This window comes from Heliomarina baculiformis, from assembly GCF_019966545.1.
Lineage (GTDB): Bacteria > Pseudomonadota > Alphaproteobacteria > Rhodobacterales > Rhodobacteraceae > Heliomarina > Heliomarina baculiformis.
In genome coordinates, this window is sequence record NZ_JAIMIC010000005.1 from 1 (window position 1) to 16,867 (window position 16,867).

Here is a 16,867-nt window from a genome sequence, read left to right on the forward strand (position 1 = left end):
GGAAAAGCCCAGTCGCTTTCGAGCGGAAGGTGGCCTAAACGAGCGCCGGGGGCGGCACAAAAACGGGACAGGTCCAATATCATTGGATTTAGGCGCGAGTAACGCTGCTCCCGAAGCCGTTCGACGGCGTAATGAAGCATTCCGCATGACAGATAAGCTTGCTCCGGCTTCCGGCTCAAAAAAGGCGATGAGGCCAGGTGCGCGGAGCGTGTTCGCCGTTGTCTCCATTTTCTTTCTTTACGAGTTCGTTGCTCGGATTAAGCCTTCGCTGGCATCTGGTGAAATCGCCGAGTGGTTCGGTTTGACCAATGGCGGTTTCGGCACGTTATCGAGCGTCTTCTTCTTGATCTATGCTCCGATGCAGCTCGTCGTCGGGATGGTCCTTGATCGCTAAGGGCCTCGCCGATTTGTCTTTCCCGCGATCTTGGTGTTGTCGGCGGGTGTCGCGCTCTTCGCTGCGACGTCGAACCCATTACTTGCCGGCATAGGACGGCTGCTTACCGGCCTAGGTGCATCCTTTGCGTTTTTGAGTTCCTTGTATCTTGTATGTCGTAAACCACTGGTTTGCGCCATCTCGCTTTGCCCTGCTGTCTGGCGCATTGAATGCAATCGGAATGTTTGGAACGGCGATTGGGGCTGTCGTCCTCACAGGCATCATCGAAGCAGCGGGTTGGCGCAACCTAAGTGCTACGGTCGGAGTCGTCCTGTTCTTCGCGGCAGTTTTTCTTTTGCGGGATGCTGAAGAATTAGCAGCGGAAACTCAGCCTTTTTTGGCGCCACTCAAATGCGTCGTTCGGGAAATGCGTGTCTGGTGAATCGCGATCCTCGGTGCCCTTTACTACATGCCAGTGAATGTGTTTGGAGGGTTGTGGGGCGAAGCCGAACTTACAACTGATCACAACCCGACAGCGGTGAATGCGGAGACCGCTGTGTCCATGATTTTCTGGGGTATGGCGGCTGGGTCGATGGCTGCGGGCTGGGTGTCCGACCGGCTGGGGAACCGGAAGTGGATTGTCGTATCAAATGCCGTCCTCGCAGCCGTTTTCTACAGCGCAGCCATCTACTCTGATAGCGTATCCCCCATTTTCATATCAACAATGCTCTTCATGGGTGGTCTGATGGGGGGAGCTCAAATGCTCACCTTCGCTATGGAAGGAAGGTCAAGGAAAAGACGTCAGCGGAACTGTGATCGCATTCACCAACATGATTGGCATCGGAGGAGCGCTTATCTTCCAACCACTTACCGGACTTACAATCGACATGACCGACGGTGTGTTCGGTACCGCTCTACTAATGATCCCGCTCAGCCTGCTGGCCAGCGCGATCATGGCGCTGGCACTCACTGAAAAGCGACACGCGGACCATTTGCCTGACGCAGGCTATTGAGTATCCGATTGCTCTAACCGAGCAACATCAAGGTTGGTTGCCGCGAAATGCCAAGAGAGTTGCAAGTGGCGCCGTCGTCTCGGCAGCTTTGGACTTGGTTTTGAAATCAATGCAAAAATGCGAAAAATTGTAGCTGCGATCGGAGGTTTATGGCCTAAAAATCCATGCTGAGCAGATGTTGATCGAAGGTGCAACGGATGGCCGCTCTGGGCCAAGCCGGAGCCTGAATGCAAGCGAAAGATGCCGCGTCGGCGGTTCCAAGGCAGTCTGGTTCTCTCAATGCGTACATTTACAAACAAAGGAAAAGACTCGACTCAACTTAGGCGTTAGTTATTCTCGCTACTGCTTGTATGTAAGTTCGGGGGGGGGGGAATTCATGAAGAACTCTTTTTCTGCCTTCCGCCTCGTGAATTTTGCGAGAATCGTTGCCGCGACGTTGGCACTGTGCGGACCGGCCAAGGCACAGGACAGCGTACCCATCGAGTTCCCACCGGGCGCGAGTGGAACGACGATCAATGGCTCGATCATCGGCAACGAGTACATCGACTATGTACTCACCGCACGGGCCGGCCAGACCCTTGTTGCCGACCTGAGCGTGATTGGCACAAACGGGAATGGCACGGCGATGTTCAACATCGTGCCTGCGGGTCAGGACTACCCGGCGATCTATGCTGGCGATAACGACGACGACAATCGGGCTGAAGTCGTGCTTTCCGAAAGCGGCGAGTGGGCAATCCGCGTCTACCTGATGGGCAATGACCGCGACACGGGGAAGACCGTGGGTTATTCGATTGACGTTTTGATTCCGCCCGGCGGCACTGATACCGGATCAGCGGGCGCCTCTATCGCAATGGGTGACATGGTCGTTGTGTCCGGTCTGCAAGGGACGGACTTGCTGAACGTGCGGGCGGGGCCCGGCACTGGCAACTCTGTTACGGGGCAACTCGCCAATGGAGATAGCGTCCGACGTCTTGGCTGTCAGATGTCGGGATCGACCGAATGGTGTGAGATCGAGATGATGACCGACATGCGCGAAAGAGGTTGGGTCGCGGCGCGCTATCTTGGTGGCTCGATCAACGAAAGCCGCGAGCCCGCAACGTCAGAGGAACGGGTCCGTTTCGCGCCGGGCTCATCTGGTGCCGAATACACCGACCAACTTCTGCCCGGAGCGTCGAAGCGTTACGTGCTCGGCGCCCAGAATGGGCAGAGCCTTTATTTCAGGCTCTTAGCCAACGGTCCGCTAATATCCTATCAGATATTCAATCCCGACGGGACATTCCTCTTGGAACAAACGGCGTCCAGTCGTGAATACCGAGGGCAATTCTGGCAGTCGGGCGATCATGTCATCGAGGTCATAAATCGCGATAATGGCGCACAGTCTTTCAACGCGATTTTCAGTATCCAGTGAAGCTCATTTCATTGGCACAAAGGGGGAATAACATGAAGAAAACCACACTCGCGGTCAGCGCTATCGCCGCCCTTGCTCTCAGCGGTTGCATCGAAGATACGGGCGACGAGGTAGCATCCGGCGTGGGCACACCTGCTGTAGGCAGCGCCTCCGATCTTTCAGCGTTCGAAGGTGCCCGTGCAGGTCAGGCCGAAGGGGGTATCCGTGCCTTGGGCTATGAAGCGATCCGCAGCGAAGGACTGACGACTTACTGGTTCAACCGATCGACTGGCGCGTGCGCGCGCGTGACCACATCGGAAGGTCGGTACTCCGATATAACGGAGCTTCCGTCTGAAGACTGCTGACGCAAGGTCCGTGGCACGCCTTTGCAGGTGGGTGGTGGCGATCTACGTGGCTCTCTGGGGTATGGCAGTCATCATCCTGATCATTGGTACTTTCGGATTGTTCGGTCAGGAGGAGGACCCCCTTTCTGGCGTATTTCTCCTGCCGCTCGGTCTTCCGTGGATACTTTGGACCCACGATACTTCCGACACATTTCGCCCGATTATGGCCGTGCTCGCACCGCTTATAAACGTTGTCATCTTGAACTTTTTATGTCGGACGCTGACGCGGGAACCGATACTGAAAAAATAGGACTTGGAAACATGCAATATGACCTAGCCCACGCTCTCGTCTCCGGTGCGGTGATCCTCCCACTATAATCGGCATGCAAAAAGCCGGCTATTATGTGCGCCACAAAGATGGCGGCCCGCTGTGGAGTTGGCCGCTTTTCTTGGCGATCCTTGTAGTGATGTTTCTTTTGAACATCATCTGGCCATTTTAGACCGGGAAACAAATATAGGGGAACCAACGACGGACAAGTGGTTCCAGGTATCATTGCCTTGGTCGTTTATCTTGTTCTTAAGTATCTAATTGATCTACGGCATGTGGCCGAAAAACGGTAGTGGGTTTCGAGTGTACTCTTACTTGTCGGAACAGGGCAGCTGTCGCTTGCATGATGGAATGCGGCTTTCAGCTGTTATCTTTATCAAAGGACGCCGTCGGCAACGTTAGAGACACCCGCATAATCCAACTCAAAAGGAAAAATCAGACATTTTCACCGTTCGGTTCTCGAACCCTAACTCACGCAAATAAGCGGAAATCAATGGGTCTTGACCCTAGTCGGCGACGCTGAAAGCATGCGGCATGGATCCCTGTTTACCACATCTCTAGGATGCCTGCGCAGGTTGTCCGAGGAGAGGGAATACCATCGCGCTTGGACTACCAAGCGTGAAGCAGACCCGCAGACCGCCGCCGGGAGCAGTCTCGCACCAGATCTTGCCCCCGTGCCGGGTCACGATCTTGGCGCAGGTGGCCAGCCCCAGTCCGGATCCGGGAACTTCGTCATGCGTGTGTAAGCGTCTGAAAGGCAGGAAAACCTCCGTCTGAAGTGCCTCGGGAATCCCGATGCCGTTGTCGGTCACCGTGAAAATCGTTGATCCATCACTGCCGGTTTCGAAGCCGACGCGAATTACTGGTGCCTCCGGACAGAACTTGATTGCATTTGCAATGAGGTTCTGAAGCAACTGGCGGATCTCGGCCCCGCTGCACATGGCCTGCGGCATTGCTTTAATGTCTATCTTTGCGTCACGTTCCGCCACGATAGGGCCAAGAGAGCGCACCACGTCTCGCACGAGCTCTGCCATCTCTTGCCGTTCGAAGGCCGCGGTTTCGCCGAACCCAATGTGCGCGGTCAACGCCTCGATCAGTTTCATCTGACGGAGGGCGCAGGTCTGGATGTCCCGCAGGGACGTCCTGGTTTCAGCCTCGGGCACTGCTCCGAGATCATCTTCAGCGGCTTTGGCCAGCCACGATATGTTCCGGATCGGGGCCTTGAAGTCATGCACCAGCATGTGCGCGAAAACCTGCATTTCGCCGTTCTGGGCGTCCACCTTGCGACGCAGGCGCCTGACACGGATCGCGTTCAAGGCACTGCGGCGCAGGGCCTGACCCGTGATGCGCGCCTTGCTGATGTAATCCTCGGATCCGCCGTGGATGGCCGAGACGGCGACTTGCTCGTCTCCGCTGCCGGTCGCCACGATAATTGCAGCTTCGGGAAAAGTTTCCCGGAGCGTGCCAATGTTGCCAATGCCGTCGCCGTCAGGGAGTTGGTTGTCGAGCACGATCAGGTCGACATGCTGACCATGATGGTCTTCGGCACCGGACAGTGCGGTCGCTTCCAAGAGGTCGAAATCCAATCCGCTGTCGGTCAGGGATCTGCGGACCAGCCGGCGATCACCAATTTCATCGTCGATCACGAGGACCGTAATGCGGCCTTGCGGCATGTTTTCATCTTTTAACATGTCGTCCCACCGTCAGCTCGCTGCTGTTCCGATGTGTGGAAGCTCCACAACACGCCAGTAGCTCTCGAGTGTGTTGACAAGGAGGAGGAAATCTTCGCCCGCGCGCTCCTTGACGATGTAGCCAGCCACGTGGCTGTCGTAAGCCCGTTCGATGTCGTGACTGTCTTCGGAGGTGGTCAGCATGAACACGGTCAGCTCGTGCAAGTCGCTGTCCGCGCGGATTGCCTCGACAAACTCGTGCCCGTTCATCCGGGGCATGTTGATGTCGACCAGTGCCACGACCGGCTCGCGGATGTCCTCAGCCAGCCTCTTACGCAGCATTTCAAGCCCCTCGAGCCCATCCTTAACGCGGACGATGTGGTTGAGAATACGCGATTTTCGGAAGGCGCGCAGCACGGCCTTGGCCTCGCCATCGTCATCCTCCAACAGCAAGATGGTGAGGGTTTTCAGATCCTCTTTGTTCCACGTTAAGGGCATTTCTTTAATCCTCGTTTTACGGGGCACTTTCGATTGGGCAGCTTCGGGCTATGGTGACGGGACGGGCCATGTGAAGGCAAAGCTGCTGCCCTCTCCGGGGGTGGATTTCAGGTCGATCTTGCCGCCCGCGATTGCGACGATCTTATTGACGAAGGCCAGCCCCATCCCTGATCCTTCGACCTCGTCACGGGCGCGCAAAGTCTGGAACATGCCGAAGATACGTTCGTGAAATTCCTTCGCGATGCCGGGACCGTCGTCCGTTACCGAGAAACGGGCCACCCCATCGTCCGTCCAACCGAGATCCATGACGACTGTTCCCATGGGTTGGTCGTGGTGTTTGACCGCATTTGATACCAGGTTCAGCAACACGGTCTGCAGGGGGATTTTCTGCATAACCATTCCGGTGAAGCCTTCGCTGGCGGTAATGGTGAAACCATCGGGCGCGTCAATCAACTCTACAATCTCTTCCAGCATCTCGTCGCCGGTAATGGTCCGGTCGTCATTGGCTTCGCGCCCGATGCGCGAATGTGCCAGAAGGTCGGTCAACAGCTGGTCCATGCGGTCGATCCGGCTGCGCATCAGGTTGATGTTCTCCACCGTCTCATCGTCGAGTTGATCGCCCAAGTCTTCCTCGATCCAGCGCGACGCGTTGCGGATCACCCGCAGCGGCGCGCGCAGGTCATGCGAGGCGACATAGGCGAACTGGTCCAATTCCGCGTTGGACCGGCGTAGACGTTCCACGGCAACCTCCAGCTCTGCCTTTTGCGCACGCTCGGCGCTGATATCGCGGATCACCGCAAGAAACTGGTCTCGGCCATCGGTGGCGAAGCGCGAGATGTGGATCTCAAGCGGGAGGGTGCTGCCGTCCCTGTGCAGCCCATAGACCATCCGGTCCTGCGCCATCCGACGGGCCGACGCCTTGTCCATGTCATTTACAAACGCCCCATGGCGGGCACGGGCGGCGGCGGGCATAAGACAGTCCACCGACTTGCCTAGCAACTCGCCCTCGGGATAGCCAAAGAGCGCCTCGACCGCCGGGTTGGCATGGAGGATGATGCCATCCTGATCTGCGGTCAGTAGCCCTTCGGCGCAGTTGATCCAGACAGCCTCGTGGTGATGCGCCTCGACGATGAGGCGATCGACCAGCGCCTCGAAACTGCGCGCTAAGCTGCCGATCTCGTCGTCGCGATCATAGCTGAACCGTACGCGCTTCAGCGGGGCGCGTTGAGCGCTGGCGTGCGCCGAGAGTTCGGATAGCGGGCGTAGGAACCGTCGGGTCAGTGTCGCCGCCAGAACTACGGTCAGCAGGCAGGCGAGGAGGGACACGCCAGCCGCGCGCCAAATCGCTCGCCGCACCGGTGCAAATAGCGCGTCGCGCTCTCGGGAAGCCACGAAGTACAAAGAAAACGGCCCATTCGGCCCAGGAAGTGCGACCCGCACCACGCCATGTCCCTCTTCGGGGTCCAGTGAAAAGCCCTCCTGCGGCATCCCTCCAGCAAAGGCGACCGGCGCGAAGTCCCGCATCTCCGGCAAGTGCATGGTTGGGGTCTGCTCCCCGGGCGCATAGCTCAGGTAGCTCCCGCTCAGGCTTACCACGTTCATTCGGTCACCGGGCGCAAGGTCCGTGACCGTCGCCGCAAAGAGGCGCTCGGCAAAGGCATTGATGACCACAGCCGCCTCGATCTGCCCGCCCGGTCCGGCCATCGGCAGCACGTAGCGCAGCATGGCAGGAGCATCCGGTGCGACGCGACCATTCTCGCGGTTCAGGCTTACGCGCCCGACATAACCTTCGGTGGGGGGCGTCCCGGTCAGCAGCGGCTGCATATAGGGTTCCGCGCTCTTTGCCTGCAGCGCGTCCACTGGCACCGCCCGTGGTCCCTCCGGCCCGGCATCCACCCGAGCTAGTTCGAGCCCGTCGTCGGCGAGACCGATCAGCCGAACCTGTGCGTAGGGCGACCGCGCCTGCAGGACACCAGTCAGAACCTGCTCCAGGGCGGTCCGGCGCTCAGTGATGTCGGCACCGGCCGTGCCGGACGTCACGTCGCGCAGAAGCCGCTCTGCCTGGGGCATTGCCGCAACAAGCCGGGCGTCTTTCCGCATGTCCTCGACCCGGTCGATAACCTGCACCGCCGAGACGCGCGCCGCGTTGGTCAATTCAGCCTTTGCTCGGTCAATAAGTTCGGACCTTAGAGACAAAAGCTGCAACGCGCTCAGCCCGCCCGCCAGCGCCAGCGCGAGACCCATGAAAAGCACGACAAGTCGTGTGCCGAAAGACGCGGTGGTGAAGTTGCGGTACATCCGAAGGCTCCAGGTCAAGCAGGCTGTGGGCGTTCAGCCCATAAGCTTTCCAGCCCGACCGGACATTCAGATGGTTTCCTTAACGCGGGGTTAAATGCGCTGAGGCTGATGCATCACTGAAGCTATTTCACAAGCTGCGAAAGCTGATCTGGATTCCCCACGTTGCGAACTGTGAATGTTTCGGAAGGCTAGGAGCCGATCATCCGCTGTGTTTGGCGTAAAGAGCCGGTCACGCACCCGGGCTCATGCTGAGCGCCCAAGCTTTGCCAAAGTCAGTTCCTGCGCATTGAGGTCATTTCACCAGCGCGCAGCATTCTTCAACATGGGATGGGCCCCGACCTTCTCCGCGCCACCTGCGAAGGACCTTTTAGCGTCGAAATCAAAGGGTCTAAGACTTAGTAAGCCAGAAGTACCTCGCCTCTCTGGCAATTGCGGATGTCTTAACGCGCCTGAGTGGCGTTCACCTTTTCAAAGCGGAGAAAAGCCGTATTCAGCGGGGCAATCGTAATTAGCTGGCAACGCTGGCTTGTAACGGGGGCAGCTCGGTGAAAGTGGCGCGCGACTTTGGCAACTTTATTGCTGCTCGGACGCCATCTTTCATCGAGACTATACTCAGTTCTCCGCCATGAAGCTCTACCAACTGCTGGGCCAGAGGCAACCCGAGACCTATGCCGCCTGAAGTGCGCGTATCGATATCGGCTCCAACCTGAAAAGGTTGGAGACACTTTGCAGCGGAATCTGTGAAGCCATTTCCATTGTCAGCCACCTCGAAAACGACCTCTTGCGAGTCTGTGGCATATATTGAAAGTGCTGCGTCGCTACCTCCGTGAACTGCGGCATTCATGAGCAGGCAGGTCAAGGCCGACTTAAAATGCGCGGGGTCAAGGCTAAGCGACTCGAGTGACGGGTCGATGCTCACGCTCAGGTCTGTTTCGACTTCAGAGAAAAGCGGTTCGAGAACAGTTAAAATCTCGGATACGAGTACGTTTGGTTCTATATCGGTTTCGCTAAGGAGGACTTCCCCTGTTCTCAGATCAGCGTAAGTGATGAGGTGATCTATGATCTCGGAGAGATGTAAGGCGGCAGTCGTCGATGCTTTGGCCATTTCTTTCTCAGGGCCAGTCAGTCGAGCCTCCAGAATGCGGCTGAATCCCAATACGGATGTCAACGGCGTACGCAGTTCATGACCGATGAGTGCGAGAAGGTCTCTTCGGATAGAATCTTGATTGGCGTTAGCGGGGAGCTGGTTCTGCTCGGACGCACGACGCTCGAGAGTAGATGCGACAATACGTGAAAGATGCGTAAGTAACTCCACCTGTTCCGGTGTGGGGTGGGCTCTGGCAACATAGTCCAAGGCACACAGGCTACCGACCCTTAATCCAGAACTGAGAACAATCGGTGCTCCCGCATAGAAACGGACGTAGGGTGCATTTACGACGACAGGGTGTTCGGCAAACCGAGGCTCCGCCAATGTATCAGGTAAGATCAGGGGCGTGTGCTGAAGAATCGCATGTGCGCAGATCGAATAGTCTCGGGACGTTTCGGCAGATGGAAATTGGGCCCGAGCAGGAAACCACTGCCTGTCTTGGTCGACGAGACTGACCAAAGCGGTTGGTACATCAAAAATTTTCGTGACGGTCGCCACAACCTCTTCGAGAACGGGATCTTCTCCTGGCTCGATCCAGCGAAGTTTCTCTACGGCATTCTGACGTAGCGTTTCGTTGAAAGGAGTGGGGTAGCTCTTCATCTTCGAATCTTCTCAATCGATTTTCGACCGTTCCTGGATCAGAAATCTGACTTTTTGGGGTCGTTAGCATGATAACAATCTTTGGCGGCGAGGTGGGGCAGAAAATGTTTGCAACATCGTCTGTTTCTAGTGGATCCAGTGTTTAATGTGCTCAACACTTAGGAGAGAATAGCGCTTGAAAGCCAAAGTCATGCCACGGAGGTGGTGGCAATGAAGCCGAGGATGGCTAGAATTTGAGTCTTTATCACCAACTCGGGATGTGCATTGACTCGCGCGCTTTCAGAGAGCCTTTTCGGCAATTGGATCAGGAATGTCCTCAAGTGGAAGCTGGATCCAGAAAGTCGTCTGACCGTTCGGAACGGATTCGTATCCGATAGACCCGCGCATCCGTTCGATCAGGCCCTTGCTGATTGCCAGTCCCAAACCGGACCCTTCCCGGTCGCGGGTCGCCGGGTCGGCCTGTTGCGAGAACGGGCGAAATATATGCTCACGAAATTCCGGTGCGATCCCGATGCCTTTATTGGTCACGTCAACGCGGCAAAAACCTTGCGACTGAGCGACCTGCACATCAACTTTCTCACCCGTGGTTGAGAATTTTATGGCGTTCGAGAGCAGGTTCACAATGATCTGCTTGAAGCGAACCGGATCGAGGTTTCCAGTCAGCTGTTGCGGTTGGTGCTTGAAGCTTAATCCGACATCCAGCTTGTGGGCGAATGGCTGTATTTCTTCGACGGCCTGATCCACGACCGCGATGATATTGACTGGTGCGATTTTCAGGGACAGGGCACCGGAACTCAGGTGCTGGAAATCGAGCAGATCATCGACCAATTCCTTGAGCCGTTGCCCGTTTCGAGACGCGATCGTCAGCAGGTTCAGCGCCTTTTCGTCGAGACGTTCTGCGCTCATCGCCTGCATAAGTCCAAGCGCGCCGCTGATCGAGGCCAGCGGCGTTCGCAATTCGTGGCTGACCGTGGCGATGAAGTTGTCCTTAAGTCGCGCCACCCGATTCTGTTCAGTAATATCGATGAACTGCACGATCAGGCTGCGGTAACTGCCGCTTTCACCATCAAGCTTGGAGAACCTGATCGCGAATTCTATCTCGGCACCGTCGGGCCGCTGGAAGGTTTTCTCTCCCGCGTAGACATCTATCGAACCGTCCAGCAGCGGTTTGATCTCGTCCTGCAGATCGGCGAGCATCTGGCGATCCCCCAACGACCAAAGCGAGCTTTCCATAAGGTCATCGGCAGAGTAACCAAGGAAAGTCTGACAGGCCTCATTGGTGATCTGGAACCGTCCATCCGTTGAAAGAACGGCCATCGGAACCGGAGCGCTGGCGATCAAGCGTCTGAGTTGTTTTTCCCGTTCTTTTGCAAGTTCCATTGCCTGCCGAAGTTCGGTGATATCAGTCATCGTTCCAAGCAGCCTGATGGCTTTGCCCGAAGCATCCCTTTCCGCGACCAACAGAACCGAGTGCATCCAGTGCCACTGGCCATTCTCGTGCAGCACCCTGTACTTGGTATCGGAGCGCTCCTTGTCGCCGTAGATACAGCTCGCATCGCTATCCAGAACGCCCTGCAGGTCGTCCGGATGGACGCGTTCGTGCCAAAACTTGTCCGAGTCCAGATCAGCCGGGTCTTCGACACCAAAGAGGTGGAACCAGGTATTTGTCGCCGAACCCTCGTTAGTTCGCAGATCGGATTCGAAGATGCCGATCTGGCTGCCTTTCAGGGCGAGATCCCAGCGTTCCTTTTGCGCGGACAGAGCTTTTTGCGTCGCCACCGCTTCGGTGACATCGGTCATGCGAAGGATGTTGAGCTTCTCATTCTCTTCGTTCAGATCGAGGTCATGCCGGACATTGAAGTCGCGCCTATCTCCGTTTGGCGTTGTGAGTGTAATGAGGGCGAAGCCGAATGCATGGCGGATGCCGTGGACGACAAGCTCTCCATCAATCACTTCAGAATTTGGCAGGAAATCGGTGATGCAGCCGCCTTCGATCGACGCATCCTCCCGGTGGAAGAGCTTCAGGCCAGCCTTGTTGCAGAACTGAACAGTGCCCGAGCCATCAATGACCAGGATACTCGCGACAGCACTATCTACAATTGCTCGGAACATTCTACGGTAACATATTTAACAACAGGATCATGATAAAGCGTCAGATCGATTGTCTGACATTTGGAAGTATGGCTGTGTTGCAGGATCTACAGTTGTTTTTCCCGTGGAGATCTTGCGGATTCATTATCGCGAAGGCAATGTGTCATAGAAATCCTTGACGTCGGGTGATGTAGATTTTTACCTGATTTCTTTCTGAGCTATACGCGCAGTTTTTTAAGGCGGCCTTGTAAGCTGTTGTTTATAAATTACTTGTTGGCGCAGCGGTAAGGCTCGCGCAATTTTTTGTTTTCCTGAATAGTGAGGGCTACGGAATTGAAAGGGTCTGAATTAATGTGGTTTCGCAGGCTGTTTTTGCGAGATCGAGGACATGAGCATGATGAGTCAGGTAAATGACTTGCCCAATCTGGCCGATTTCCGCCAGAAGTCCAAAGGCTTGTTCCGCTCGATCATCATCAAAGCTTTCCATGATGTCATCGGCTACAAACGGCACAGGGCCGTAAGCCTCTGTAAACTCACGATATCCGGCAATTCTGAGCGACAGGTATAGCTGGGCTCTTGTGCCGTCGGACATGTCTTCGGCCCTTTTTGATCCGCCATCCTGAGCCAGCGCGACCAGAAGGTCGCGCGCGCCATCCGGCTGAACTGCCAGTTCTCGATAGGTGCCACCGGTAAGTCTGGAAAAAGCCTGCGAGGCGCGATTCAGCATGCCGCTGCGATGCGTATCACGGTAACGGCGCAGGGCTTCTTCTACAGCAGTCAGCCCCAGTTTGCGCCGCAGGTGGTGCTGCGCGCCATCCGCGATTTCAAGCAATAGCGTCGCGCGTTCCTCTTCAAGCTGTGCGACGGTGCCATCGGCATCAACAGCCCGAAGTGCGTCGCGGGCATGGCTCATCCGGGCATAGGCTTCCTGCACATCCGTTTCTTTTTCCTTTAACTCGGTTTCCAGAGCGGCAATCTGTGCCTCCAGCACCGAAGGATCCAACTCTTCGAGGCGGGTGACAGCGGCCTCTGCGTCTGTCGTGTTGAGCCTTTCGTAAAGATCGGCGACCGCTTCATTATGTTTACCCATAAGCGCATGTCGTTCGCGTGCTTTGTTTATTGCCTCGCGGGCCGTGGTCCAGTCGGGGGCTGCAAAGAATTTTAGGATTTCGGTCAGTCTTTGCTGGCTAACGGCTGCTTCGCTTTCTACCTTTCGCAGGTGTTCTTCTGCTGTTTCGATGCGTCCGCTCAATTCAGTTCGCTTGTCTTTCAGTTTCAAAGCCTGCGCGTATCGTTGGTTAATGTTTCTCCACTGTGCGACTGGATCACCATCATTGGGAAGAGAAAGAGAGGAAGACAGCGAACGCACCGCCTCCGAGAAACGGATCTGGTTTTGTTCCATCTGATGGATGCGATTGTCCAGCCGCGCACGCGTTTCGGCTGTTGTCTCAAGTTTTTGAAGCGTGTCGAGAATGGCGCGCATTCCGGCCGGGTCTGGTTCCGTTCCGGCCAGCCAGCTATCTTGGCAGGCAGATTTCCATGCGTTTTGCCAATTTTCCTCTGCTTGCTGAGCTTGCTCTAGCGCCCGTTCTCGTCTTTCCGCCTGCAGTTGTGCTTCTTCAAGCCGCTCTCGAAGGGACTGCATCTGACTTGCGCGATCATTGATCGACTGGGCCTTATCCAGCAGCATATCATAGCTGGTTTTCAAAGTCGCACGGCCGCCGCTGGCAAGAATCGCGTCGACAAGCTCTTGTCTGGCATCGTCTGTCTGTTTCTGAATAATCGCCACCGTGTGGCTCGCTTTCTCGAATTCCTCCGCCTTGGACTTTGCGAATGTCAGCCGATTAAGCCATTCGATGAATTCTTCGATCAACATCGCTTGGTTCAACTGTGGTGAAACCAACGAAATGCTTTCGCGGAGTTCCTGCTTATACAGCTCTTGCGTGGTCTTGATGCGGGAGAGTTCCAGATCTTTCGCGACCAGGTCAGCTCGTAGGTCAGATATGGCCCGCGCAGCTTCTGCCTCTGCCGCCAGTCTGGCGTGCTGATCGGTCAATGCAGCCGATGCCTGATCGTCAAGCCGTAGGGCTTTTTCGAATGCATCAGCGCTCGGACCGTCAAGTTTGGCGCGGTGCTCTGACCAAAGCTGTTCGCGCTCTTGTCGTATTTCAGCTGCTTGGACCAGCGTCACAATGGTTGAGGCATCGTCAGCAGTTTGGCGCGCTTCATAACGAGCGATTTCGTTTGCAAGCTTGTATTGTTCATTGGTCAGCTGCTCGAATTGACGTTCCGCTTCACGTAAACCGTTTTGCGTCCTTTCGAGCCAAGCGCGCTCTGGTGCAAGGATATCGGTGATGTCTTCCGGCCTCTTTGCCCCGATGGCGAGCGCTGCTAGCGCCGCTTTCATGTCCCGCTCAGCTTGTGAGCGTATATCCGCTGCGTTCGCAATCTTGCCGCTCAGGTCTTCACGGCGAAGTCTGGCTATCAGGGCAGAAAGTATGGGTGGGTCGGTTGCTTTGTCGGATTCAGCAGGCAGCTTACCTCGAAGCCGTTTGAGGTCGGCATTCGCCTCTTCCAACTCCCGGCGCGCGTTTGAAAGAGCCGTCTGAATACCGGATCGGGTTTCGATGAGGTCGGTCAGCTGCCCAACGGTCCTTGAGGCAAGCCGCAGTTCTTTGGGATCAGTACCTTTGCGATCCAGCCGCGCGAGGCAATCAAGAATTACACCGGATTCGATGTCGCGTTCGTTTCTCCGTTTCGGAAGATCTTCGGCTGCGGTGTCATGGGAGGCTTTCAGCTTTTCCGTATCTGCAATGGCCTGCGCGAGCTGCAGAACCCCGTGATCCGGTTTCGTATTCCCCAGCTCCTCTCGCAGCTTCGACAGCTCTTGCTTTGCCTGCGACAGGCGCAAGGCAGATTCGGTCTGTTCGCGATCAAGTACGGAGAGATTGCTCATCCATTCTTCGGATGGATGAGGCAACGCGCCAAAGGCAGATATCTGGGCCTTCAACGACAAAACCCGACTGCGCAGGGGCAGGGCGCCCAGCATTCTTTGCTGATCGTTCAGCTGTGTACGCGTCTCCAGAACGGCTTTCTCGGCGGCTTCCCATGATTTTTGGGACGACTCCCTTTCGTCGCGCATACGCCTGTAGTCATTGGCCAGCACGTCCAGCTCGCGTATCCGGGCAGCTATCTGGTCGCGTTCGGCATTGAGCTCCAGCAACCGTCCCTTACGCCCCGAATCTGATAGATATGCTTCGCTCTCAGTACGCAACTGCGCCAACTTGGTATCAAGGTCGTTCAACCCGGCGCTTGCCGAAAACAGCAGTTGGCCGAGATCGCCTTCGGACCGCAGTATGCTCTCGCCACCGGCCGCCAGCGTCTCGCCGTTGAGAGAAAACATCGCGCTGTAGGCGGCCCTGTCCAGACCCCGCAGCCCGTTTTGTAGAACGGATTCCGCGACCGAACTCCCTTGCTGGTCAAGCAAGGAATTGTCCCGCTTCTTGATGCGGGTGAGGTCGTGACCGACACTATCAACCTCGACCTCCGCGCCGATCTGCATGGCTCCGTAGCTGTGCAGGAAATTCATCGGGCTGCGGGTAGGAATCTGAAACAGGAAGTCGAGCCATGCAGAAAGAAAACTGGACTTTCCCGCTTCGTTCGGGCCGTAGATGATATGAATATCTGGCGCGCCGGGGGCGGGTTTCGGAAAAGACAGGGCAGTTTCGGTGAACTTGCCATAGCGTGTCAGGTCAAGGCGATTCAGTCGCATTCAGAGCTCTTCGGATCCGTCCAGGCGGGTCAGTATTTCGCGCGCGCCAAGTTGCATTTCTTTCTGCAGAAAGCTGTCTACCTGTGTCTCACTCTCGCCGAAGATGCCCCGCAATTCCGGTGGCAGTTTAGACATCAACCGTTTGACCTCTTCTTGAATCCGCTTTTCGTCAGGCCGGAAGTCGATTTCGTTTATCAGGTCCGAGATTTCGGCAATCGGGCCATGGGCCGTGTCATTTGCGGCATCGGTAAGCTGTATTTCTATCTTGTCGATCCAGAGCGTACCTATACTCGCCGCCACATTCTGCGTTTGGGCTAGTATCAGGTCCTCATCGCGCAAAGCGCGCCAGGCCATCGGTGATGCCCCCGTAAGCCTGAGCCTGATTATCAGGTGCTCCCCATCGAAATGGCGCCGCGTCTCGGAAACGTGGTCGCTGATATGGGTGATAAGTTCGTCCCACTCGGAAAGGCCGGTGCAATCTATCTCGATAAGCTCGAATTGCGCGACCGAGATATTGCGCTCGGTGGTATCAACCGTACCGTCGTCGCTCACAGACACGTGCGTGACTGATTTAGTGCCAGATTCGCCAATGTCCCTGCCTTGCGGGATGCCCGGCATCGTGATCGTCGGGCGCCCCGCATGAACAGACCGCTTATGGATATGGCCAAGGGCCCAATAATCGAATCCGGTTTTCTGTAAATCGATCAGACTGCAGGGCGCATAGGAATCGTGGCCGACGACGCCCCCAAGGCTGGTATGAAGCATGCCGATGTTGAATGCGCCGGGCAGCGGAGGGTGAAACTGCTCCAGTAGGCTGTCGGGTGCATGTGGCTGGCGGAAAGAGATCCCGTGAATAGCCACGTCATGGCCATTCAAGGGTATTTCATGAACAGAGGCCTTGTCGCCAAATACATGCACGCTTTTCGGCAAAACCAGTTCGCGGGTGATTTTTGACAGAGAGTCGTGGTTGCCCCGGATCATCAACACAGGGATTCCTGCCGCCGACAGCCGTTCCAGTTCCTGTGCAAGAAAGCGGGCGGTCTTCATGGATGTCTGCGCGCCATCGTAAAGATCGCCTGCGATCAGCAGGGCGTGGACCTGTTCGGCTATGCAAAGATCGATCAGGCGACTCAGGACCGTCCGCGTTGCATTGCCCACAAGCTCGGCCAGACCCTTGTCCCTCATCGCAAGGCTTTTGAGAGGCGAGTCCAGATGGATGTCGGCGGTATGAATGAATTTGAACGCCACGCCGCTCTCCGGACAAGTTGAAAGACCAATCTGGTCGCAGCATCCTTGAAACGTCAACCCTTTGGACAACGCCGTGCCAGTGGCCGGAGACGATACCA

12 protein-coding genes and 1 pseudogene are annotated in these 16,867 nt (G+C 56.3%); 6 read left to right on the forward strand and 7 right to left on the reverse strand.

Annotated elements, in window-relative coordinates; translation table 11 throughout:
• The 6 genes and pseudogenes from MF268_RS12160 to MF268_RS12170 form a co-directional block, all read left to right on the forward strand.
• Positions 1–394 (forward strand): hypothetical protein (locus tag MF268_RS12160; RefSeq protein WP_238371145.1); only part of this gene is annotated, 394 nt, incomplete at its 5' end.
• Between the two features lie 148 nt (positions 395–542).
• Positions 543–815 (forward strand): MFS transporter, encoded by a 273-nt coding sequence (locus MF268_RS25475; protein ID WP_420485432.1) that lies wholly within the window; start codon positions 543–545, stop codon positions 813–815.
• Between the two features lie 6 nt (positions 816–821).
• Positions 822–1,139: pseudogene (locus tag MF268_RS25480) on the forward strand (MFS transporter); the annotation flags it as partial.
• Between the two features lie 121 nt (positions 1,140–1,260).
• Positions 1,261–1,386 (forward strand): hypothetical protein, encoded by a 126-nt coding sequence (locus tag MF268_RS25210; RefSeq protein WP_273545012.1) that lies wholly within the window; start codon positions 1,261–1,263, stop codon positions 1,384–1,386.
• A 376-nt stretch (positions 1,387–1,762) separates the two neighbouring features.
• Positions 1,763–2,794 (forward strand): SH3 domain-containing protein, encoded by a 1,032-nt coding sequence (locus MF268_RS12165; protein ID WP_238371146.1) that lies wholly within the window; start codon positions 1,763–1,765, stop codon positions 2,792–2,794.
• 32 nt (positions 2,795–2,826) lie between these two features.
• A complete protein-coding gene (locus tag MF268_RS12170; protein WP_238371147.1) occupies positions 2,827–3,138 on the forward strand; it encodes a hypothetical protein in 312 nt (103 codons plus the stop codon).
• Between the two features lie 864 nt (positions 3,139–4,002).
• Here MF268_RS12170 and MF268_RS12175 read toward each other — a convergent pair.
• The 7 genes from MF268_RS12175 to MF268_RS12205 all read right to left on the reverse strand — a co-directional run bounded on the left by MF268_RS12175 (position 4,003) and on the right by MF268_RS12205 (position 16,769).
• Positions 4,003–5,136 (reverse strand): sensor histidine kinase, encoded by a 1,134-nt coding sequence (locus tag MF268_RS12175; protein WP_238371148.1) that lies wholly within the window; start codon positions 5,134–5,136, stop codon positions 4,003–4,005.
• Positions 5,137–5,148: 12 nt separating this feature from the next.
• Complete coding sequence (locus MF268_RS12180) at positions 5,149–5,613, reverse strand: response regulator (protein WP_238371149.1); 465 nt, start codon at positions 5,611–5,613, stop codon at positions 5,149–5,151.
• A gap of 48 nt (positions 5,614–5,661) precedes the next feature.
• The gene (locus tag MF268_RS12185; protein ID WP_238371150.1) at positions 5,662–7,911 is read right to left on the reverse strand and encodes a sensor histidine kinase; all 2,250 of its coding nucleotides are present in this window, start codon (positions 7,909–7,911) and stop codon (positions 5,662–5,664) included.
• Between the two features lie 508 nt (positions 7,912–8,419).
• Positions 8,420–9,658: a GAF domain-containing sensor histidine kinase gene (locus MF268_RS12190; RefSeq protein WP_238371151.1), complete on the reverse strand. Its 1,239-nt coding sequence runs from the start codon at positions 9,656–9,658 to the stop codon at positions 8,420–8,422.
• Positions 9,659–9,937: 279 nt separating this feature from the next.
• On the reverse strand, positions 9,938–11,770 hold the full coding sequence (locus MF268_RS12195; protein ID WP_238371152.1) for a PAS domain-containing sensor histidine kinase: 1,833 nt from the start codon (positions 11,768–11,770) through the stop codon (positions 9,938–9,940).
• Between the two features lie 304 nt (positions 11,771–12,074).
• On the reverse strand, positions 12,075–15,521 hold the full coding sequence (locus tag MF268_RS12200) for an ATP-binding protein (protein ID WP_238371153.1): 3,447 nt from the start codon (positions 15,519–15,521) through the stop codon (positions 12,075–12,077).
• Positions 15,522–16,769 (reverse strand): metallophosphoesterase family protein, encoded by a 1,248-nt coding sequence (locus tag MF268_RS12205; RefSeq protein WP_238371154.1) that lies wholly within the window; start codon positions 16,767–16,769, stop codon positions 15,522–15,524. It abuts the gene before it with no gap.
• Positions 16,770–16,867: the final 98 nt, after the last annotated feature.

Coding starts and splice junctions, on each gene's coding strand:
- MF268_RS25210 (WP_273545012.1), top strand. CDS start 1,261: ATGACCGACGGTGTGTTCGGTACCGCTCTACTAATGATCCCGCTCAGC.
- MF268_RS12165 (WP_238371146.1), top strand. CDS start 1,763: ATGAAGAACTCTTTTTCTGCCTTCCGCCTCGTGAATTTTGCGAGAATC.
- MF268_RS12170 (WP_238371147.1), top strand. CDS start 2,827: ATGAAGAAAACCACACTCGCGGTCAGCGCTATCGCCGCCCTTGCTCTC.
- MF268_RS12175 (WP_238371148.1), bottom strand. CDS start 5,136: ATGTTAAAAGATGAAAACATGCCGCAAGGCCGCATTACGGTCCTCGTG.
- MF268_RS12180 (WP_238371149.1), bottom strand. CDS start 5,613: ATGCCCTTAACGTGGAACAAAGAGGATCTGAAAACCCTCACCATCTTG.
- MF268_RS12185 (WP_238371150.1), bottom strand. CDS start 7,911: ATGTACCGCAACTTCACCACCGCGTCTTTCGGCACACGACTTGTCGTG.
- MF268_RS12190 (WP_238371151.1), bottom strand. CDS start 9,658: ATGAAGAGCTACCCCACTCCTTTCAACGAAACGCTACGTCAGAATGCC.
- MF268_RS12195 (WP_238371152.1), bottom strand. CDS start 11,770: ATGTTCCGAGCAATTGTAGATAGTGCTGTCGCGAGTATCCTGGTCATT.
- MF268_RS12200 (WP_238371153.1), bottom strand. CDS start 15,521: ATGCGACTGAATCGCCTTGACCTGACACGCTATGGCAAGTTCACCGAA.